Origin of the sequence: uncultured Aquimarina sp., assembly GCF_947492405.1 — a bacterium.
In the GTDB taxonomy this organism is placed as follows: domain Bacteria; phylum Bacteroidota; class Bacteroidia; order Flavobacteriales; family Flavobacteriaceae; genus Aquimarina.
Genome location: NZ_CANLMP010000011.1, coordinates 53,369 through 74,189 on the forward strand (window position 1 = coordinate 53,369; position 20,821 = coordinate 74,189).

The 20,821-nt window shown below is 32.4% G+C and carries 15 protein-coding genes and 1 pseudogene; 6 read left to right on the forward strand and 10 right to left on the reverse strand.

The window, feature by feature from the left end; genetic code table 11:
- The first annotated feature begins 149 nt into the window (after window positions 1–149).
- The gene (locus Q0829_RS26495) at window positions 150–1,124 is read left to right on the forward strand and encodes a VPGUxxT family thioredoxin-like (seleno)protein, type 2 (RefSeq protein ID WP_298548897.1); all 975 of its coding nucleotides are present in this window, start codon (window positions 150–152) and stop codon (window positions 1,122–1,124) included.
- A gap of 35 nt (window positions 1,125–1,159) precedes the next feature.
- Here the strand turns inward: Q0829_RS26495 and Q0829_RS26500 are convergent, their stop codons facing one another.
- Complete coding sequence (locus Q0829_RS26500; protein ID WP_298548899.1) at window positions 1,160–1,732, reverse strand: DUF1572 family protein; 573 nt, start codon at window positions 1,730–1,732, stop codon at window positions 1,160–1,162.
- Between the two features lie 320 nt (window positions 1,733–2,052).
- On the opposite strand from Q0829_RS26500, the gene Q0829_RS26505 reads away from it, so the two are divergent.
- On the forward strand, window positions 2,053–2,265 hold the full coding sequence (locus Q0829_RS26505) for a hypothetical protein (RefSeq protein WP_298548901.1): 213 nt from the start codon (window positions 2,053–2,055) through the stop codon (window positions 2,263–2,265).
- Window positions 2,266–2,339: 74 nt separating this feature from the next.
- Here Q0829_RS26505 and gldG read toward each other — a convergent pair whose 3' ends face one another.
- The 4 genes from gldG to Q0829_RS26525 form a co-directional block, all read right to left on the reverse strand.
- Entirely contained in the window at window positions 2,340–4,745 is a 2,406-nt protein-coding gene (gldG, locus tag Q0829_RS26510; protein ID WP_298548903.1) for a gliding motility-associated ABC transporter substrate-binding protein GldG, read from the reverse strand.
- Between the two features lie 59 nt (window positions 4,746–4,804).
- A complete protein-coding gene (locus Q0829_RS26515) occupies window positions 4,805–5,101 on the reverse strand; it encodes an antibiotic biosynthesis monooxygenase family protein (protein WP_298548906.1) in 297 nt (98 codons plus the stop codon).
- A gap of 37 nt (window positions 5,102–5,138) precedes the next feature.
- Entirely contained in the window at window positions 5,139–5,573 is a 435-nt protein-coding gene (locus tag Q0829_RS26520) for a hypothetical protein (RefSeq protein ID WP_298548908.1), read from the reverse strand.
- A gap of 173 nt (window positions 5,574–5,746) precedes the next feature.
- Window positions 5,747–6,577 carry an SAM-dependent chlorinase/fluorinase gene (locus Q0829_RS26525; protein ID WP_298548911.1) on the reverse strand — a complete coding sequence of 277 codons (831 nt, stop codon included), beginning with the start codon at window positions 6,575–6,577 and terminating at the stop codon, window positions 5,747–5,749.
- Window positions 6,578–6,859: 282 nt separating this feature from the next.
- Between Q0829_RS26525 and Q0829_RS26530 the strand changes: the two genes are divergently transcribed.
- From Q0829_RS26530 to Q0829_RS26540, 3 genes are all read left to right on the forward strand, one after another.
- Window positions 6,860–7,816 carry a PhoH family protein gene (locus Q0829_RS26530; RefSeq protein WP_298548913.1) on the forward strand — a complete coding sequence of 319 codons (957 nt, stop codon included), beginning with the start codon at window positions 6,860–6,862 and terminating at the stop codon, window positions 7,814–7,816.
- 101 nt (window positions 7,817–7,917) lie between these two features.
- A complete protein-coding gene (locus Q0829_RS26535; RefSeq protein WP_298548915.1) occupies window positions 7,918–8,301 on the forward strand; it encodes a four helix bundle protein in 384 nt (127 codons plus the stop codon).
- 50 nt (window positions 8,302–8,351) lie between these two features.
- Window positions 8,352–9,302, forward strand: a complete 951-nt coding sequence (locus Q0829_RS26540; RefSeq protein ID WP_298548917.1) for a phosphoribosylaminoimidazolesuccinocarboxamide synthase — start codon at window positions 8,352–8,354, stop codon at window positions 9,300–9,302.
- A 92-nt stretch (window positions 9,303–9,394) separates the two neighbouring features.
- Here the strand turns inward: Q0829_RS26540 and Q0829_RS26545 are convergent, their stop codons facing one another.
- The gene (locus Q0829_RS26545) at window positions 9,395–9,814 is read right to left on the reverse strand and encodes a DUF4174 domain-containing protein (protein WP_298548920.1); all 420 of its coding nucleotides are present in this window, start codon (window positions 9,812–9,814) and stop codon (window positions 9,395–9,397) included.
- A gap of 786 nt (window positions 9,815–10,600) precedes the next feature.
- On the opposite strand from Q0829_RS26545, the pseudogene Q0829_RS26550 reads away from it, so the two are divergent.
- Window positions 10,601–11,691, forward strand: a pseudogene (locus Q0829_RS26550) (IS3 family transposase); the annotation flags it as partial.
- A gap of 104 nt (window positions 11,692–11,795) precedes the next feature.
- Here Q0829_RS26550 and Q0829_RS26555 read toward each other — a convergent pair.
- The 4 genes from Q0829_RS26555 to Q0829_RS26570 form a co-directional block, all read right to left on the reverse strand.
- Complete coding sequence (locus Q0829_RS26555) at window positions 11,796–12,287, reverse strand: hypothetical protein (protein ID WP_298548921.1); 492 nt, start codon at window positions 12,285–12,287, stop codon at window positions 11,796–11,798.
- Between the two features lie 6 nt (window positions 12,288–12,293).
- Window positions 12,294–16,064: a DUF6443 domain-containing protein gene (locus Q0829_RS26560; protein WP_298548923.1), complete on the reverse strand. Its 3,771-nt coding sequence runs from the start codon at window positions 16,062–16,064 to the stop codon at window positions 12,294–12,296.
- Between the two features lie 7 nt (window positions 16,065–16,071).
- Window positions 16,072–19,356, reverse strand: a complete 3,285-nt coding sequence (locus tag Q0829_RS26565; RefSeq protein ID WP_298548925.1) for an RHS repeat domain-containing protein — start codon at window positions 19,354–19,356, stop codon at window positions 16,072–16,074.
- A 73-nt stretch (window positions 19,357–19,429) separates the two neighbouring features.
- Entirely contained in the window at window positions 19,430–20,560 is a 1,131-nt protein-coding gene (locus Q0829_RS26570; RefSeq protein ID WP_298548927.1) for a hypothetical protein, read from the reverse strand.
- Window positions 20,561–20,821: the final 261 nt, after the last annotated feature.

Below are 20,821 nucleotides of genomic sequence, written 5' to 3' on the forward strand. Positions count from 1 at the left end.
AAGTGTGTTTGTGTTCATAAGAGAAAAGTATATAATTTTATGACATTCTTCAATTTGAGTATAAAGTTTTAATATGTAATTTATGCTAAACTGTTGTTAGTTCTTGCGATAAATCTCGACGATTAGAGTAAAATTTTGTTAAGATAATTATGACATTCAAAATTCAATTTACAATATTCATATTGGTTACGGGTAACCTGCTTTTGGCCCAGAATACTACTGATCCTTATAATCAAAGTGAAGAACTAGGAAAAGTACGATGGCTTCGCGATTATGGTGATGCGATATCTCTTGCCAAAGAAGAAAATAAAGATGTACTAATTTTATTTCAGGAAGTTCCAGGTTGCAGTACCTGCAGAAATTATGGACATAATGTTTTAAGTCATCCTCTTATGGTAGAGGCTATAGAAAATTCATTTATACCATTGGCAATATTCAACAACAAAGGTGGTAAAGATGCCCAAATACTCCGTAAATTTAATGAACCTAGTTGGAATAACCCTGTAGTACGTATTGTTAATAAGGACGGAAATGATGTAATAAATCGTATAGGGAATGACTATGCTGCACTACGTTTATGTAAAAGCATGCAGCAAACTTTAGCAGAAAAAGGAAAAAAAATCCCTGAATATATTAATTTATTAGAACAAGAGTTGTCAGCAAAGAAAACCGATAAAGCTTATTATAAAATGTCTTGTTTCTGGTCTGGCGAAAAACAGTTGGGGAAATTACCAATGGTGTTAAATACAGTATCAGGTTTTATAGATCATAGTGAAGTAGTAGAGGTAACCTATGATTCTAAGGGTTTGACCAAAAAAGAATTGGATGTATATGCAAAGTCTAACGGTATGAGTTTAATTGATAATAAACAATCGTATCGATCTTCACCAAAGGATGTACATTATTATTTACAGCAAACAAAATTTAAATACATACCATTAACAAAGCTTCAACAAACAAAAATTAATAGCGCTTTGGGTGACGGTAAACCCACAATACATTTTTTAAGTCCTTCACAGTTAAAATGGTTTAAAAATATTAGAAATAATAATAGTGAAGTTTTGTTTACAATAGATTTTGCTAAAGCATGGGCTAAAAAAATAAAGGAACAAAGTACTATTTAGTACTTACGCTCGTAAATCTAATAACATCCTATCTTTTATTCATCTTTCATCAGTTTATCTGTATAATGAGCTTTGTGTTTAGGTTGTGCAAAACGTTTTTTATTATAGGAATTAGATTTCCCTTTAGCAATTGATAATGAATCCCAATTATGATCGCAAATCATTTTTCCTAAAAATACAATTTGTCCTATGTGATAGGAGTAATGCGCTAATTGTCTATTAATTGCTTCCGTAATACTATGCTCAATATTTCGAATATAAATAGGTTGATCAAAATTGGTTTCGTTTACACTATCCAATGCGTCAAATAAACATTGCCATCCTTCATTCCATTTATTAAGTAATTCTGCTTTGGTTTGGATATCATTTTCGAATTCTGCATCACGTGCACGCCATTCTTTTTCTCCGTCTGAGGTAAGAAAATCTGTCCAACGAGATTTCATATTACCCCATAGGTGTTTTACAATAATTGCAATACTGTTACTATCATCATTATATTGCCAAAACAATCGATCATCATCAGAGATTTGATCTATTGTTTTTTCTCCTAAAGATTTATAATAAAGGAACTGCTTTTTTATTCCTTCTAAATAAGTAGTTACATTCATTGTTTTGATTTAGCTTTTAATATAAGGATTTTCTTTAGGATTCTGAATCCTTTAAGAAAGACGTTAAAGGAAATCGCACTTAAAAAAAACATAAAAACTTATCATTCCAGCGAAGGCCGGAATCCAGAAAATAACAAAAAATTTAAATACGATTGCCTAGAGGAAAGATAAGGTTAATTAATATTACGATTTAGTTAAATAACCAAATCATAACATTTTTATCATATTTTGGGTGTAATTTTAAAGGGAATATTTATGTTAATTATTCTTTGATTATCATAAATTTAAATTATTCAATTTTAATTCTTAAAACCTTTATTATGAAAAAAATGATTAATTCAATTCCAGGGGCTCAAAAATTATCAAAATCTTCTCAAAAGGAAATACAAGGAGGTATGCCTGGCTTGTCCGACTGTGTTAGAGGTTGTTACCGATTTTATCTAGTTGATATTGATGGAGTCAATTGCGCTGTTCCTAGTCCTAGTGGAGCTGTTTGTTTTGGAACCGTGAGAAATAATCAGTGCTGTATTTAATTAAAACCAGTTTTTATCGATAAGAAAATTCTTTTACTAGAGTTTTCTTATCGGTAAAAACATTATTGGATATTTTAAAGTTGTTTCTGATATTTTCTTTTTCTAATAAATGAGAATACAAAACCAAATAACCCAAGAATCAATAATGGAATAATAATATTAATAACTTGCCAGAAAGTTCGTTTTTCTACTACTTTTTCGATGTTAAGAAAAGCAATGTTTATTTCTTTTCCTCTTACTTCTGTCAATCCAGAATCATCTAGTAGATAATTTACCGTATTCAATAAAAATTCCTTGTTTCCGTATTGAAGATTTAGATAAGGATCATATCCTAATGTAATAGGTCTTCCTTTTCTAATTCCATTTTTCATCACATCTCCATCTGCAATTACTACCATTTTAGTTTCCGCACTTGTATTTTTAGCATTCGTGCGTTTAAAAGGTTTTACACGATCTTTATACGCAGATTTAAAACTTCCTTCTAATAAAACTGCCAGATTATGATTACCGTCTATATAACTCGCAATATCTGGTTTTTGTCCTATGATGTTATCTAGCCTTATTTCTGCTGGAATTCCTTCTAATTTAGATCGTTCAGAACTAGTTAATAAAATGGTTTTTTGAACTCCGTTTTTTAAAGTATCAATCTGATTCGAAAATTCGAATTTTACAGATTCTATATTCTTAACAATAGGGTGATTACTAGAGCTTTTCGTTAATGACGAATAAAACCAAGGGTGCGGTGTGAACTGTGTGTCATTTCCTTGACCAGAAGCAAGCATTAATGGAGCAGAGTAGAGGTCATTTACTAAAACAGGATTTATTCGCACTCCGTAAGAAAATAGTGCATCTCCTAATCTAAGATCTTGCATAAATGCTACTGCCGTTCCTTGTGATTTCTGAGTAAATAAACTATCAATTTCCATAGCGACAGATTCTACTAACCAAAGAGATTTACCGCCTTCCATAATAAACTGATCTAATACATATTTTTCATTCTCAGAAAAAGGTTGTGTGGGTTTAGCATTAATAACAAGATCGAATTTTTCTAAGTCTTTTAATGTTTTTTCCGGGTTTGAAGCAACAGAATCCAATGTAAAAGCCCCAACAAAATAATATTCTTGTAATGTTTTAATAAAATCTGCAATTTTAGCATCAGGTAATTGTCCATTCCCCTTTAATACAGCTACTTTATGTTTTTTGGAATGAATCAATTTTTTTAAAGCATCAGCAAAAACATATTCTAATTGTTGGATAGAATTATTAACTCTTTCTTCTGTAGTTGCGCCAATGGTATTTTTTACCAAAGCTACTTTAACACTTCGGTTCTGATAATTCATAATTGCCCAGGGAACCACAGTTTCTATTTCGGTTTTTCCGCTTTCTTGAACACTCACTTCCATAGGAGTAAGTCCGAGTCTTTGTAGTTCCTCTAAAGTTTCTTTTCTAAATTCTTCTTCTTCAATTGGATTGGTGAAAACATATTGTATCTTCGGATTAATTGCATTAAATTCTTCCAATATCTGTTTCGTCTCTCCTTGTAATCGTCTAAACTCTGAAGGGAAATCACCTTCTAATAAAACATCAATAGAAATAGGAACTTCTGCTTCAGCTAGTAAGTGTTCTGTAGCTTCAGAAAGGGTGAAACGATGATCCGCAGTTAAGTCAAAACGATTGTACAAGCTACTGCCTCCAAGATTAACTAATATAACAGCAATAGCAGCGAAAGAAGCAAATTTCAGAATGTTTTTTCTGGAATGTTTTTTTAGAACAATGGTCGTTAAAAACACAAATAATGTAATAATACTTACAAAATAAATGATATCTCTAGTATCTAATATTCCTTGGCTGATACGTTCATAATGCAACTGTATTCCTATCTGTTCTATTGTATAATCTGTAGCACCTAAGAGTTGATAATTGGCCAATCCACTAAATCCAAAATAGAATAAAAAACAAAGGAATATACCAATAAGAAATGCTACTATCTGATTATTTGTAATTGATGATGAAAACGTACCAATGGCCGTATAAGAAGCACTAAGAAGGAAGAGAGCAATGTAAGAACCTGTTGTACTACCTACATCTAGATTCCCTGCAGGATTTCCTAATTGATAGATAGTAATAACATATAACAAACTAGGGATTAAAGCAATTACTATAAGAAAAAGACTTCCTATATATTTACCTGTTACTAATTGCCAATGCTTTATGGGTTTGGTTAATAAAAGTTCTAAAGTACCTTGTTTTCTCTCTTCGGCGATGCTACGCATGGTTATTGCCGGAATCAAAAATAATAGAATCCATGGTGCAATTAAAAAGAACGGAGAAAGATCAGCAAAACCACTGTCCAGAATATTAAATTGCCCTTTAAACACCCATAAAAAGAGTCCATTAAGTACTAAGAATATTCCTATTACTAAATATCCTACAGAAGAGGCAAAAAATGTATGTATTTCTTTTCGTATTACTGCTAACATTCTTTATAAAGTTATGAATTATGAGTTGTGGAGTTTAGAAAGATAAAATGCATACCTCTTTATTCGGAACCCCAAACTTGTGTTACGCTCCAAGCTTCTGGTTTTTGGTTAAACTTACTTTTAGTATTTGCCCAAACACCTTTAAATAACGAAGAGTTTCTGTAGTTATTGAGATGCTCTTCAGATTCCCAATGACTATAGGTGAAAAATTGGTTAGTTTGATGGATATCTCTGATCAATTTTAGGTGAGAACATCCTTCAAAATTTCGAATTTTATCTTTATTCTGATCGAAATTCTCTAAAAAAGCATCTATTTCCTCAGGAATGAACCCTAATTTTACAATCCGTATGATCATTTTAGTTTTTTAAGTGATGACAAAGCTATAAAGTTCCTTAATAACTTTTATTATTATTTATCAGGTTTTCAAAATCATTAATTTCAAAACTACTTTCAAAAGCCCAAAATATTGTTGATTTTATTCTCTTATCCTCTATTAGGAACTCTATATTGCATGCAATAATGTTGAAACCCAATAACCTGATATTCGTTCTTTTAATAGTAAATTTTCTGATGTTTTCTAATGATATTTTACTGTTTCCTCTTTTAGAGTTTATGTATAGAAATTTTTTATCATACATTAATTTTTTCGAATCTCTAACAGCCTTTATTGTGATTAGGTATACAACAAGTGTAATAATACTTATTGCAGTAACTAACCAAATTGATTGATGTTTAAGAAATACAATTGACATTATCATTCCCATAACTCCAAATACTACAGGAAGAAAAAGTTTAATAAAAATATTATGTTTGGAAAGTTCTGTCAATTTTTTGTTTTAAATTTTCAAAGCAACAAAGTTCTGTAAAGTTTTTTAGTCTGTTAGCTTTGGAGTATTTGAGTTTTTTTCTAAAGATCTAGCTATCCAAAGCTCTAACAGTCCAAAGTTCTAATAATCTCACCAACTCAACTACTCCCATACTCAAGAACTCCCAGACTAATTCATTCAAAAGTAATACTCACGGTATCACGATAATGTAATCCGAATAGACTAGAAGCGCCCCCCACAGTTTTCGGATTGCTTTTATAAATAGCTAGCTCTAAATATCCGGATGAATTGAATACAGCCAGTTTCTTTCCATCTTCTTCGCGCTTACTTTTTTCGATATCAAAATTTATAGCATCACTATATCGCTCATAAATAGTACTGAAAACTGCGCTTCTGGCGGTAATTTTAAAGCCTCGTCCCTTTCCTACGTCTTCAAAAAGTTTACGGGTAATATTCGTGATCAAGTTTCCGTAGTTATCAATATAGATAATACTTCCTACAATTTGCTTGTCTCCAACATTCACAATTGGAGTGATTCCTTTTATTAATTTGATATCCGTAATTGATTTCCCTATGACTTCTAGTGTTCCCCCACGAGCAATGTGGCAAGCTACAGTTACAAAAACATCAAGTACAGGGAAATTTGTACCAATAGCATCGTGTATATTAATTTCTACAATTTTCTCTGGTCTAAATTCTGATGCAATTAAAGAAATCAATCCATTATTCGCACAGATAAAATAATGATCATCAAGCTTTACGGCAATATGCTTGTTCTCTGGATTAAGTTCACTGTCGATTCCTATGATATGTATACTTCCTTTGGGAAAGCTTTTATAAGCATTCTGAATGATATAGGAAGCTTCTATAATATGAAATGGTGAAATTTCGTGAGAAATATCTACAATAGTGGCTTCTGGTAGTTCGGTATAGATAGCACCTTTAACAGCAGACACAAAGTGATCTTTGATTCCGAAATCAGTAGTTAAAGTTATTATTGGCATCTATAAGAATTGTTAATATCTTTTAATTATAAGCGCTTAAAAATATGTAAATTTGCTATGAAGTTATTCAAAGTTTTTTTGAATCCAGGAATTTGTAATAAAAACATACGAGTTTATCATTTTTGACCACTTAATATCTTTTATGATCTTAAAAAAGTTTCAACGTATAGTACGTTTTTCATTTTTGATTCCCCGGCAAAAACTTCAAACAATCCCGATAGCTATTGGGAGAACAAACTTAGTCAATCCAAAAAACAATTCATACTAAAATTTCTATAGCTTTTGAACGAACTTATTATTGAACTAACAGAAATCAATCCACGGGAGTTTTTCGGACTTCAGAATAGTAATATTCAATTATTAAAAAAATACTTTCCAAAATTGAAAATTGTTGCTCGAGGCAGCAAAATGAAGGTGTACGGTGACGGAGATATGCTCGAAGAATTCGATACACGTCTTAATATGCTTTTGGAGCATTTTGCAAAATATAATAAGCTAGATGAGAATGTAATCGAACGTGTGCTGACTAGTGATAGCAAAGCGGATTATGAAACATCTGCAGTTAGCGGAGAAACCTTGGTTCATGGAGTAGGAGGTAAGGCGATTAAAGCGCAGACAGCCAATCAGCGTAAATTGGTAGAGCTAACCTATAAAAATGATATGGTTTTTGCTATTGGACCCGCAGGAACCGGTAAAACATATACGGGAGTAGCATTGGCGGTAAAGGCGTTAAAAGAAAAACAAGTAAGAAGAATCATTCTTACACGTCCTGCTGTAGAAGCAGGAGAGAATCTTGGATTTTTACCTGGAGATCTAAAGGAAAAACTGGATCCATATATGCAACCATTATACGATGCATTACGCGATATGATTCCTGCCGAAAAACTAGAAAGTTTTATAGAAAAAGGAGTGATACAAATAGCGCCTATGGCTTTTATGCGGGGTCGTACGTTAGATAATGCCTTTGTAATTCTTGATGAAGCACAAAATACAACGCATGCGCAAATGAAGATGTTCCTGACACGTATGGGTAAAAATGCCAAATTTATGATTACAGGTGATCCGGGACAGATTGATCTACCAAGAAGAGTTACCTCTGGTCTAAAAGAAGCTTTATTAGTATTAAAAGGAGTTTCTGGAATTGGAGTTATACACTTAGATGATAAGGATGTGATCCGTCATAAACTAGTGAAAAAGGTGATTGCTGCCTATAAAGAGATAGAGAATAGAAATGATTAATGTAGAAGGGGAGTCTTTGAGTAAGTGAGTTTTTGAGTAGTTGAAAATATGGGCTTTCTAAGGAATTAAAGGATTTTTGAAGATTGTTGTATTATAAAAAAATGAAAAGTAAATATCATTTTAAATTTGAAGATTTAATTATTTACAATAAAGCCATTGAATTTGGAGAATCTGTAAATATTCAGATTTCTGCTTTCCCCAAGGAAGAAATGTATAGATTAGCTTCTCAGTTTATAAGAGCTGCGGACTCTATAGCACTTAATATTGCAGAAGGCTCTGCAAGCTCTGATGCTCAGTTTAACAGATATCTACAAATGGCTTGGGATAGTGCTCACGAATGTATTGTTTGTAGTACGAAAGCAAAATTAAGAGGTTTTATAAAGGAAGATCAGGATGAGAGAAACAGAGCAGATATTACTGAAATATCAAAGATGATAACATCGTTCAAAAAACATTTGAAATCAAAATCTAAAGGTGATATATAATGAATATAGATGTACTCAAATACTCACCACTCAAAAACTAATATACTACAGTGAATACTATTACAGATACAAATTACAATTTCCCAGCTCAGAAATCAGTTTATAAAGGAAAAGTAAGAGAAGTATATAATATCAATGACGAATTATTAGTCATGATTGCTACAGATCGTTTATCGGCCTTTGATGTGGTCATGCCAAAAGGAATTCCGTTTAAAGGACAAATTCTCAATCAGATTGCTACACAAATGATGAAAGCCACCGAAGATTTAGTTCCTAATTGGTTAATTGCCACTCCGGACCCGAATGTTGCTGTTGGTCATCTTTGTGATCCTTTTAAGGTAGAGATGGTGATCAGAGGATATCAATCCGGACATGCGGCAAGAGAATATAAAGCTGGTAAAAGAATATTATGTGGTGTGCCAATGCCAGAAGGGATGAAGGAAAACGATAAATTTCCAGAACCTATTATCACCCCTTCTACCAAAGCTGATAATGGAGAACATGACGAGGATATCTCTAGAGAAGAAATTTTAACAAAAGGTATTGTTTCTGAAGAGGATTACTTGGTATTAGAAGATTACACAAGAAAATTATTCCAGAGAGGAACTGAGATTGCTGCAGAGCGAGGATTAATTTTGGTAGATACTAAATACGAATTTGGGAAAACGAAAGATGGAAAAATTGTGCTGATTGATGAGATCCATACACCGGATTCTTCTCGTTACTTTTACGCGGAAGGATATGAAGAGAGACAACAAAAAGGCGAAGCTCAGAAACAATTATCCAAAGAATTTGTAAGACAGTGGCTAATCAGTAATGGTTTCCAAGGTAAAGAAGGGCAGCAAATCCCAGATATGAATCAGGAATATATCAATTCTGTATCAGATCGATATATCGAATTATTTGAAAATATTACCGGTACTTCTTTTGAGAAAGCAGATGTTTCTGATATTGATAGTAGGATAGAGGCAAATGTGTTAGAGTATCTGAAAACTATTTAGTTGATACTAGGAAGGTAGAAACTATTGAGGCGTAGGAGTATCTGTCATTCAGGACTTGATCCGGAATCTATAGCAATTAATAAATTGATGGGTTAGTTTTTAATTCTCAATTCTTGTTTACGTATTGGCATTTGATCGATTTGCTCAAAAATAAGCGAAGCTGATACTAATTTATTAGATTCTAATTTGATACCTCCATCTAATCCTATAAGAATAATTTTGAAGTCTTCGTTGGATGAATTGTACCTTTTAAAAAGCGTATTGTTTTTAATCGCATCACTTTTTTTAATTCCTTTTTGGTAGGAAGTAGGTGTTATTTGATACACGATCAGTTTTCTATCTTGTAAGTCATCAGTGTTAGTGTTGAACTCGCGTAGTTGTTTTGTGAACTTCGAATTTTCATACGAATCTGCTAATACCAAAATCAAACGATTCTTCCATAGGTGTTTGTCAAGATCTTGAGAGAAAGATATGATTGGTAATAGTAATACAAAAAACACTAATTTTTTCATAATTAAAAGATACAAAAAATCGATTATTTAAGAATTCCAATTTCATGTACTCACCCTTCGGCTCCGCTAAGGGTTCGAAGTGAATGAGGGTTTGAGGGTTGAAATATGAAGAGGGTTGAGGCTCTCGAAGCCCGGTAAACTCAAGGTTCGAGAGCACTTCGACAAGCTCAATGTGATACTTCACTTTTCGGAAGTAAAGGAATGGAGTGTTTTGATAAACTTAATATCCGTGAAGCCCTGTAAACAGGAATACTGTTACGCACTAGGTTTAAAAATTTGAAATTATGTATAAAAAACCAGCCACAAATCAATGTAACTGGTCTTTACTCTTATTTATTTCTTACTAATACGCAACACGAAAACATTTCCGCCTTTACTTTGATATTAGATAATATTAGATAGTTTTCTATATTTAAAAAGAGAAGTAGAGGTGAACTATCATTTCCGCACGATCGGGGTTATGATACAAAAAATCCTATCATTGTAAACCAATAATAGGACTAAGAATAAGTTGTAAAGCTATTTTAGGATTAATGTAAAATATGTAAACTTTTTTAGGACGAGACACATATGAAAGTCCGAGTTGCAAACTCGAACTAGCACATTCTATACCCCAGTGGGGAAACCCAAGGATAAAGAATAAGTTTTTGCTATGCTTGATGCTTTTATCAAACAGACTAAACTACAAAATGTATTGCAATAAAAAACCAGCTACAAATCAATGTAACTGGCTTTTATTTATCTTAACCGCACAGATTGCAAATCTGCGCTATCATATCCGAGCGATCTAGTTTGGTTTGGTTACGAAAACATGGTACTTTAGATTGGAGTAAACCAGTTCAACATCAAATGCCTAAATCAAAAGAAACTCCAGCACAAAAGATCAAGCGATTAGAGCGTGAACTCTCAGATGAAAAACTCAAAAATGAGATTCTCAATACTATGATTGATATCTCGGATAAACAGTATGGTACTGGAATCAGAAAAAAGTTTTCACCCAATCAATCCGATGCATCCAACAACAAAGGCCAGTAAGTTTGTCGCGTTGTTGTCGATTGTTTGGGATCAGTAGACAAGCGATCTATCAATCACAAAAGCGGTCATTAACTCGTAGTAAAGAACTTAATCAGGTAAAATATCTAGTACAACAAGTGCGGATGGATATGCCTCGGTTAGGCACCCGAAAACTATATTATTTACTAAAAAAGGAGTTTGATCGTCAAGGAATCAAAATAGGAAGAGATGCGCTATTTGATTACCTGGGTAGTGAATCCCTACTGATAAAACCAAAGAAAAACTATACAAAGACCACAAACTCTAAGCATTGGCTTAGAAAATACCCTAATTTGATGAAAGATACTAAGGTCTCAAGACCCGAAGAGTTTTTTGTTAGCGATATTACTTACATCAAAAGTAGAAAAGCTACTCACTATCTATCCCTTGTTACTGATGCCTATAGTAGGAAAATAATGGGGTATCATCTGAGCCAGAATATGGCAGCTGAAAATGTGGTTAAAGCAATGAAAATGGCAAATCAAAATAGAGTAACAAACACTAAATTAGTACATCATTCTGATAGAGGACTACAGTATTGCTCTTCTGTATATCAGAGAGAATTAAAACGTACTAATGTGACCCCATCAATGACTGATGGATATGATTGCTATCAAAACGCATTAGCTGAAAGAATCAATGGAATATTAAAAAATGAGTTCTTAATTTATCAATGCAAGGATCAAGATGAACTCAAACAATTAATTATTGAGTCCATTAATACTTATAATAATAAAAGACCACATATGAGTCTTAAAATGAAAACACCTAATTTTGTACATAACAAAAAAACCGGAGAAGCTAGCTTCTCCGGTCTAATTTAAATTATTAAAAACTGTCAACCTATTTTAGGACGACTCATTTCTTACTCGTACCGCTACTAGTTGCAAACTAGCAGTAGCAGCATACTATACCCGAGCGAGGTTAATTATAAATACAAGCAATAGTGCAAATCTTGAATAGATGAAATCATATTTTTTTGATATTCATTTGCACAATTAGTCTTTATTATTTTTTTAATTCCTGAGGAAGTTATTATAGTTAATACGTTAATAGTATGAACATCTTCAATACATTCAAAATCAGGTAAGTTATTAATCAGTTTCATGTTTTTTATAGCATCACTATAATTTTCTTTTTGTTTTTTATTTAATTTTATTTTTTTTCGTTTTCTAATACAAGAGCTGCTGATGAAATGTTTGGCCCCCATTATTTTACCTTTTTCTTTCCAAATAATCAAACCTAAATTATGTGAATTATGGATCAATAGTATGTCTTTTATATTTACATCTGTTTCTAAAATTTCAAAATGTTTTTCTAGCACTTGTAAATTCTTATCTATATCAATTGAACAATTCTGATTTTGTGAATGAATAAATCCACCAAAAAAGAGCATTAAAAAAAAAGTTAAATATCTCATGTTATTTTATCTTAAATATAATGGGATTTGCCAAGACATAGTACCTCTTATCTGGGCTCCATTACTATGATCTGTTCCGTTTCTATAGTAGCGAGAATTTCCGTTAATATGTCTTCTATATAAGTTTGTAGTCTGTATTGGGTAGAGATGTTGAGCTCCTTCTACTACATCAGTAAACCTAGTAAGCCCATGTCCTATTAATTCGTGAGCTAATAATTCTCCAGCAGTAGAAGGGATGTTTTGAGCACCTCCTGTAGAATTGTCTATATTATCCAATGGTATGGAGTTTGAATTCATTACTACTACTGTATGAGATCCATCGTTAGAATGATTATAGGTGTTTCTTCCTCCTCCTCTAAGTTTATCAATATCTCTTCCTTTTTTAAAGCCACCTGCTTTACTTAAATTTGATTTTAACTTTTCTCCCCTTTTTACTACTTCCACTGTATGGGTTTGTTCTGAGTTTACAGCATCAAAATAACCTTGAGCAAGGGCTTTTTCATCAGGATCAGAATTTTCAGTGGCCTTATCAAAATCCTCTTGACTAATACTCTTAAAATTCTTTCCTTTAGTCTTAAATAGTTTGGCTAATCTTTTGTTTTTTCTAAAAGTCTTTCGTATTATTCTTCTTGTTCTTCTGGCAGATTTTCTTGATACTCCTTGAATACTATCTCCATTAATCTCTTTAAAGAAAATAGGATTATTAGCAGAAAAATGATACGGTGTAACAGCATAATATTTTTCAGAAAATCTATCAATCTTACTGAATCTACCGGTAGCTGGATCATAATCTCTCCAACCAAAAGCGTATGTGTCTTTTCCTAATTCTTCTTCATATTCTTTTCCTTGATAGGTTTTGTGTTTATTCTCAGAAACTATCACATTATTATACCCTTTATGTTGTAGTCCAAATGGATAATAATTCTTCTCTTGTAGTATTTCATGAGCATAATCATTATCTCCGTCAACATCTGCATCATTTCTTAGTACATCGATCTTGCCATCCTTGTCTTTATCAGAAAAAGAGATTCTTATATTGCCTAGATGGTCTTTATATTGGTATACATAATCAAATTCACCATTCACATTAGGTTCTATATATCCTTCTGGATGGTTAAAGAATTGTAATACTTTTTCATCAGAATTATTAGGTCCCGGAGGTAATCCTATGGAATAATTACTTTCGTATATGTAATTCCCAGCATATTCAGTAGTATTACTAGATGGATAATTTGTGACTACTTTTCTTAATTTCACTCCAGTAGCGTCATATATATAATCAATACGTTTCTGTTGGCTGGGTATTAGAGAAACAAACTCAATCCTTTCTGGTAAGTTTAAGTGATTATATGTAATCGAGCTTATATCTTTATTTTTGTCAGCAATCATATTTCCATTATCATCATAAAGATAATCATTATCTGTATTAGTTCCATCAATAAAACCTTCGTTCTTATTACCACTATCAGTTACTTTGTTTAGTTTATTACCATCATCGTATGCATAGGTAAGGTTGTCCATCACACCAAAATTATTTGCATTGATATTAGTATGACCGTTTCTAAGTAAGGTTTCAATATTTCCGTTTTTATCATATCCAATACTACTTAAACTGTATCTTTTATCTGTGGTATTGTCCAATCCGGCAGTGATACGATTTAATGCATCATACTGATATCCATAAGCACGCTTGGTATTATCATTAGTAGTTTTCCAGATAGTTTCACTAATGTTTCCATTGAACAATGGATCAGCACCTAAGTTTTCACTAGTGATATTGTAGTTAATTGCAAAACCAAATAAATCTCCATTATCGGTAGTACCTTTATTGATTTCTTTTAACCACCCTCGTACATTATAGGTGTAATCTATCTTTTGTAGTCCCCCAATAGTGCTTGCACTTAGCGAAGCCGAAGTACCTCCAACTAATTTAGACTCCAATTGTCCTAATTCATCATAGGTATTAGATACGATTTGTTCTTCTACTTGATTGTTGATCGTTTGCTTTTGATCTAACAATCTCCCCATATGATCATAGGTAAAGGTATCAATGGTTACTATTGCAGCATTGCTTCCTTTGGTATGGGTAGTTTTGGTTTCTAATACTTTTCCAGCAAAATCAAGTTTACTTTCTACGATATCCACCGTATTAAGATAGTCATTGGTACTATGTATATAGATCGGTCTTCCTTTCCCATCATAATAGGTGACTGTTGTAATCCAATCATCAGTTCCTAAAACTCGTACTTTAGATCCCGTAGCTAATCCTTTTACATCGGTATCAATAGTTTGCTCTAAAATAGTACCCGGATTGCTTACGTTGTGATCAAAGGTATAGTCGTCATAGTAATTAATCGTCAGAATTTCTTGACTATGATTAGGGAATGCGGTATTAGTGTAATATAACTTGGTGCCATTTACTGTTATTTCAGATCCTTTTTGATCATATTGATTATTGGAGTTGATATCAAATTGCATATCTATTCTACCTCGATCATCTGTGTATTTTCCAGTATAAATCATTCTGCCAAAGGCATCATGTTTTGTAAACAACCACTCTTCATTTGACTGTTGTACTGCATCTTGAGTAAGAATAGTTTGATCCAATTTGTTATATACAATAGATTCCCATCCTTTCCCCGGTATTTTCTTATTCACCAATCGGTTTCTGTAATCATATTTATATTGGTAGCACAGTTCGGAAAGTTCTTCTGAAGATACTCCATCTGTAGCACTTAATGTTACTTTTGGAGGAATCACATAAGTCAGATTCCCAAAATCATCGTATACATAAAAGGTATCGTGTACCACAGAGTTTGCTGAGCCTGCCGAAGCATAGGTTCTTTTTAGGATTACTCGTCCTAACTTGTCTTTATACTCACGAGTCGTATGATTATTACCATCAGAAGGTTGCCAATTTTCATCTTTGGTAATGGTTACATAAAGTTCGTTAGGGTTATAATATCCGTCTTTCACCAAAATTGGTACTTCAGTATTGTTTTCGTGAAAATTCACTTTAAAATACACAACTTCATCAGCTATATTGGTACCCCAATCGAACTTGATGGTATGATCAGTATCTAAATCTTTATTTGCTTTCCAATCTTTTCCTGGTGCTCCTTGTTCCAGAACTCGGTTTAGAGGTGAAGCTTCAAAAACACTTTCTGAGTATGCGTTAACATCAGTTAATGCCATTCCTGTAAAGTCATCATCATATTTATTTTTATAATAACTATTAATGTTGTTAGTTATATCTACTGCATTATAACTTCCTAATGCTCCGGTTTCCCGTTCAAAAGGCAAGTATTGTTTGTTCTGTCTCCCGTAATTATCATAAGCAATATGAGTGACTATATCTTTTTTATCTGGAGAAGATTTGATACCAATCTGTTGTTTTGAGCGACCTAGTCCATCAAAATAGGTAATGCTTTCTATCACATCGCTGTTGTTCTTAATTCCAATAGCAGGATCTAGTAACATGGTTTCGGTGATCGGCGACTGAAAGGATCTGGTAAATACATAATTTTCATCAGTACTTAACACTGGACTGATATATGGATCTCCAGAAATCGTTGCAGAAAATACAGTTCCCGGTTGTATCCAGGTGGTTGGTTTAATGATAATTTTTTGACCTGCGCTTACATTAAGTAATGCAGGATCGCTGGATGCATTAATGGTTTCATTTTCTATGATAACCGTATTTGCTACTTGAGCAGTTGTGGTTATACTTACTAAAACTAGTAAAGTTGTAGCTATTTGTTTTATAGTATTTTTCATCCGTTACTTAGTTTTTGTAGTTATACTGATTTTCTGATAGTAGATTACCGTCCTGATCCTTTACGAATTCTAATCGATTAAAGGCATCATAATGATAGGTCATTGTATATCCTCGTGGATCTGTAATACTAGTGATACCAATTAATGGATCATAGGTGTAAGAAGTGATCATAGGAGTTTGAACAAAATACCCATCTTGTCTTAGTGTATCAAACATCACACGTAAAGCATCTTCTTCAGTATCCGTATTTTCATTATCAGATGCAGCCTTTATCTGTGAAATAAGGTTTCTTGTAGCGGTTAACATATTTTCGTAAGAGGCATTTTCAATTTTAGCTATTGGGTATTGATCATTATATCCCCAGATATATATTATATGTGTGTTATCAGCTTTTGAAACTTCTAAGGGATTCCCATAATCATCATAGCTATAATATTGGATTCTGTTTTCTAATCCACCTTCATTTTTAGAAGATTTTATATATTCTGTACTTATAATATTATTGCTCCAGTTACGATAAGTGGTTTGTTGTTTAGATAACTGAAAATCATTTTTAGTAACCGTTATCTCCAATGGTGTAGCCAATCTGTTTTTAATTGTCAAATCATTATTTATAGAGTTATTTAATGTATAAGGGTATTCATAACTAGTTATATAGGATTCATTCCTACTATCAATTACTTCTTTTTCTTTTATATGCCCTTGAGGGTTCATATAATCATAGTTTTTAATACTGATAAGGTTAGAATTGTTTAAAAATTCTGTGTTCTTTTCGGTAGTTAACCATTCACGATCTATATTGTTTCTAAAGATGTTACTGTTACTGGTATATCCATTGGAACCAGAAGTATTATTAGCAGCAATAACACCAATACTAAGAGCATAGACACGTTGATTTATTCCCGTAAGAGAGGTTCCGTTACCATCAAAGTCATAGATGTATTCTTTTGAAGAAATAGGATTTGAAGACGAATTATTATAAACTTCTTCTGTTAATGGTTTTCCATTTTTAAATTCTTTATTATCCACATCTAAAAAAGGAAAAGTTAAGTTTTGCTCTACAGGACTACATACAAATGTTTTTTTAGTATATCCTAAATAATTGTTGTTATTTCCTTTAATTCTTTCAACGACTGTATCATAAAAAATATGCGAGCCCATAAAATATCCTAGTGGCACATTACTACTGCTAGAATACACATCATAAACAGCACTGCAAATGCCATTTCCTATCGCACCATTTACTGAAGACATTCTATATTCCGTAATGTTACGTTTTCTAAACAACTTACCATAACTCTTGCCATTTGCATCTTCATAAATGAATTCCTTTTCTGTACATTCTGAACTGTTATTATTTGGACAGTTCTTAATTTTAGAAATTCTAATTCCTGCAGTTTCTGTTATTACGGCAGGTGCTACTTCCTTAGATACCGAAGCAGATGCAATTATAATATCTCCAGTTGTATAGGCAACTCCATAATTTTCTACTTCTACTTTAAGTTCATATGTTCCTGGTCTTAATTTATATCGTCTATTTAACGTTTTTTGTCCTGGCGAAAAATGTGTTGGACCACCAATAGAACGATATACTGTATCGCATCCGCTATCGTCACCAGGTGGACCGCTATAACATTCAATATCAGCACAACCTACATTAGATCCATTAATCTTACTTAACGAAGCCCTTGCTATTCCTGGAATAGAATTCCCCAATATGCCGCCATCATCTGCAATCTTTCTTACATTCAAATTAACTGAAATATGTTTAAGGCCTTCCTCTACGGTAAAAGTCAATTTATCAGTCTTATAATTGGTGCCTTGATTTTGTTCTTGCCAATTTAAACTAACATTTTTTGACCCAACAAATTGTAATTCAGTATTTTGGCAGGTATACGGAATAGGGTTAGAAATAGCATCTACCGAATTAAGCTCATATTCAATTTCTGAAGAGCCTTTTGTAGGGTAGGTGATTTTTTTAAGAGCTCCCATTCTTGTTTTCTCAAAGTCTGGTTTTCTGCCTCCAAATACATCATAGGTATTATAAGAATTAATTAAAAAATTATTAGGGTTTGAGTTATAATAGCCCCAAAAATCCTGCTCATAAAAAGGTATGACATCGGGAGGAGATGTATAATAACCAAAACTGTAAAAATTCTTATTGTCGTTATTAATTCTAACCTCAGTTAAAAGTTTTCTGGTTTTATCAAGGTTATCAAAATATAAATCATATGTATTTATAACTTCGTTATTTTGGTTAAGAACACGTATTCTATCAAGATGTGATAAATACTTATTTTTATTACTATTATTATCTGAAAGGGTTATAATTGTATTATCAAATTCTATTTTTCCTTTCGGAAACACAATGTTCTTTATGATCTTAGAAGTTATTTGATAATTACGTGTTGAAGTTGTTAATGGGCTACTCGAACAATTTGAATCTCCAGAAACCCATTGTCTAAAACTTTGTGATTTTGTACTTTGATAATGTACAGTAGCATCGTAATTAAATGTCAACTCTTCATTATTAATCAATATTACTTTGGATAATTTCCAACCTGATGTATAGCCATTATGCATTGAGCCCGCAATTTCATTTAAAGAAATAGGTTGCGTACGAGTGGTGGTTTCTTTTTCCTGGAAAAAATATTGAATACCATTATCATCTGTAATTTTTATACCTTGATTAAATGAAAAATCATTATTTATAAGTTCAATTTTATATGGTTTATAGGGTTTTATTACAGGTTTTCTATTTTCATCAAAATAAAAGGTAACACTCATACTTCCAACATTTGCAATAAACTTATCAGGTTGTAAATCAATAAGGTTTTCTGATGCTAGCTGATTAACATCACTTTTTCTTTGCGGTGTTAGTTGATTATTGATGTAGGGGATTACTATATTTTTTCCAGTCATTTGACTCCCTATATATCCAGCAGGATCTTCATCTGGACGTCCTTTCATTTGTCTAGTGATCATTCCTCCAGCATTTAAATTCCATCCCATACCTAAATGCCCGGGTATTTGATCTACAACTAGACCATTATGCTGATAATTTGCAGAAACAGGCAGTTGAAAGCTAACTTCTTCAATAGTATATATGGGAATAGAAAAGTTAGCCATTCCTACTGATAAATTAACTGGTATTTCACCGAATCGACCTAAATTAGATGCTTCGGGAGAAGCGGGAAAAATTTTGGGAATATCGTTCGGATCTTGAGAAAATAATAGACCACTAATTAGTAGTAGTGCTAATGTAATTAATAGGCTAGATGATTTTTTCATTGATATAACAGTTTAGTTAAGAAATAATATTGAATGGAAATACTTAGTGCTTTTTTAAAAGACAATAAATAAGTTACCTTTCTAAAGTTGTCAACAGAGCTTCTAATTTTGATAGCCTATCTTCTAAATTGATATTTTTTAATTTTAAATTATCAATAACTTTTTTAGATGATTTGGTTTCATTTTTAAAATCTTTTAATTCTTTCTCTTGAGCAATTGCGTAAAGCGTCAATTCTTCGATCTTTTCCAAAAGTTTCGCATTCATCTCACCCAAATGGATACCGTTTTCTGTTACTTCTGCAGCAGATGGGATATTGATAAGATGACCTTTTGTAGCTATGTGATCTTCTACTTGTTGTAGAGTAGGGAGGTTGTAATCCTCTTTAAACACATAATCTGCCCAGCCGATTAAATCGACTTTCACTTCTTTGGTGTGGATATTTCCGTTTACAGCTAATTTAGCATCTGGGTTTGTGGTGCCGATGCCTACATTGCCATTATTTTTAATAATCATTTTATCACTAGTCCCATTTTCACCAACAGTTCTAAACTTGACAATGTCGCCTGTTTTTGAACCAATATGTAATAAACTTTGACTATATATTTCATTGGTGTCCATTATGATTTTAGATCCATCAGTTCCTGAAATTGTAAAATAACTTGCATTAGGGTTCCATGCACCACCTATCGTTCCATTATTTATTACTTCAATTTTACCTAATGGAAAATACCAATCTCCTTTGGACGCTACATCCTCCAATGCGCTAATATCTGGGGATTCAACAGGTAAGTCTGGAATTGTCATTATAAATTGAGCTTCTTTGGTTACTGTAGATGTAAATGATATGTGCCCATAGCTACTATTGGATAACCCCCAAAGCTCGTAAACATTATTTGATACCTTCTTAAATTTGAGAATAGATTGATTGATCCCTGTAACACTAAACTGCCAATCTGAGTTTGAGTTTTCTCTTAATCTAAGTATGGCATTGGCATTGTATTTTGTCCATGTATTTACATAATGAAAATCTACAGTTATATTGACCGAATTATGATTCCCATTACCATTAAGATCAATATTCATTAGTTTATACCATTTTCCACCAGAATTCTGGCCTAGGGAATATTTTTTTTCATAATGATCTTGACCAAAAACACTAAAACCAGACACTAACACGCACAGAAATAACAATGATTTTTTCATAATTGTAAAATTGATATAATTAAAAGTTGTAATAAAACGCTTCTAATATTTCTATTACGTTCTATTTTATACTAGATAGTGTCATAAGACTTGCTTATGTTACTATCAAAAATCAATTTTTTTTATTTTTTTTGAAAGTTTATGTTTTTGCAGTGTAATTTCACGCTTCGACTCCCACTTCGAATCCGCTACCATTGATATATTTTATAAATAGCTGTATTTTCCGTATTTAAAAATTCTTCCCCTGAGGGAAGGTTGAGA

Excerpts from the sequence above, each read along its gene's own strand:
- Q0829_RS26505 (WP_298548901.1), top strand. The coding sequence starts at position 2,053 with ATGAAAAAAATGATTAATTCAATTCCAGGGGCTCAAAAATTATCAAAA.
- Q0829_RS26560 (WP_298548923.1), bottom strand. The coding sequence starts at position 16,064 with ATGAAAAATACTATAAAACAAATAGCTACAACTTTACTAGTTTTAGTA.
- Q0829_RS26555 (WP_298548921.1), bottom strand. The coding sequence starts at position 12,287 with ATGAGATATTTAACTTTTTTTTTAATGCTCTTTTTTGGTGGATTTATT.
- Q0829_RS26525 (WP_298548911.1), bottom strand. The coding sequence starts at position 6,577 with ATGCCAATAATAACTTTAACTACTGATTTCGGAATCAAAGATCACTTT.
- gldG (WP_298548903.1), bottom strand. The coding sequence starts at position 4,745 with ATGTTAGCAGTAATACGAAAAGAAATACATACATTTTTTGCCTCTTCT.
- Q0829_RS26570 (WP_298548927.1), bottom strand. The coding sequence starts at position 20,560 with ATGAAAAAATCATTGTTATTTCTGTGCGTGTTAGTGTCTGGTTTTAGT.
- Q0829_RS26495 (WP_298548897.1), top strand. The coding sequence starts at position 150 with ATGACATTCAAAATTCAATTTACAATATTCATATTGGTTACGGGTAAC.
- Q0829_RS26565 (WP_298548925.1), bottom strand. The coding sequence starts at position 19,356 with ATGAAAAAATCATCTAGCCTATTAATTACATTAGCACTACTACTAATT.
- Q0829_RS26515 (WP_298548906.1), bottom strand. The coding sequence starts at position 5,101 with ATGATCATACGGATTGTAAAATTAGGGTTCATTCCTGAGGAAATAGAT.
- Q0829_RS26545 (WP_298548920.1), bottom strand. The coding sequence starts at position 9,814 with ATGAAAAAATTAGTGTTTTTTGTATTACTATTACCAATCATATCTTTC.
- Q0829_RS26535 (WP_298548915.1), top strand. The coding sequence starts at position 7,918 with ATGAAAAGTAAATATCATTTTAAATTTGAAGATTTAATTATTTACAAT.
- Q0829_RS26500 (WP_298548899.1), bottom strand. The coding sequence starts at position 1,732 with ATGAATGTAACTACTTATTTAGAAGGAATAAAAAAGCAGTTCCTTTAT.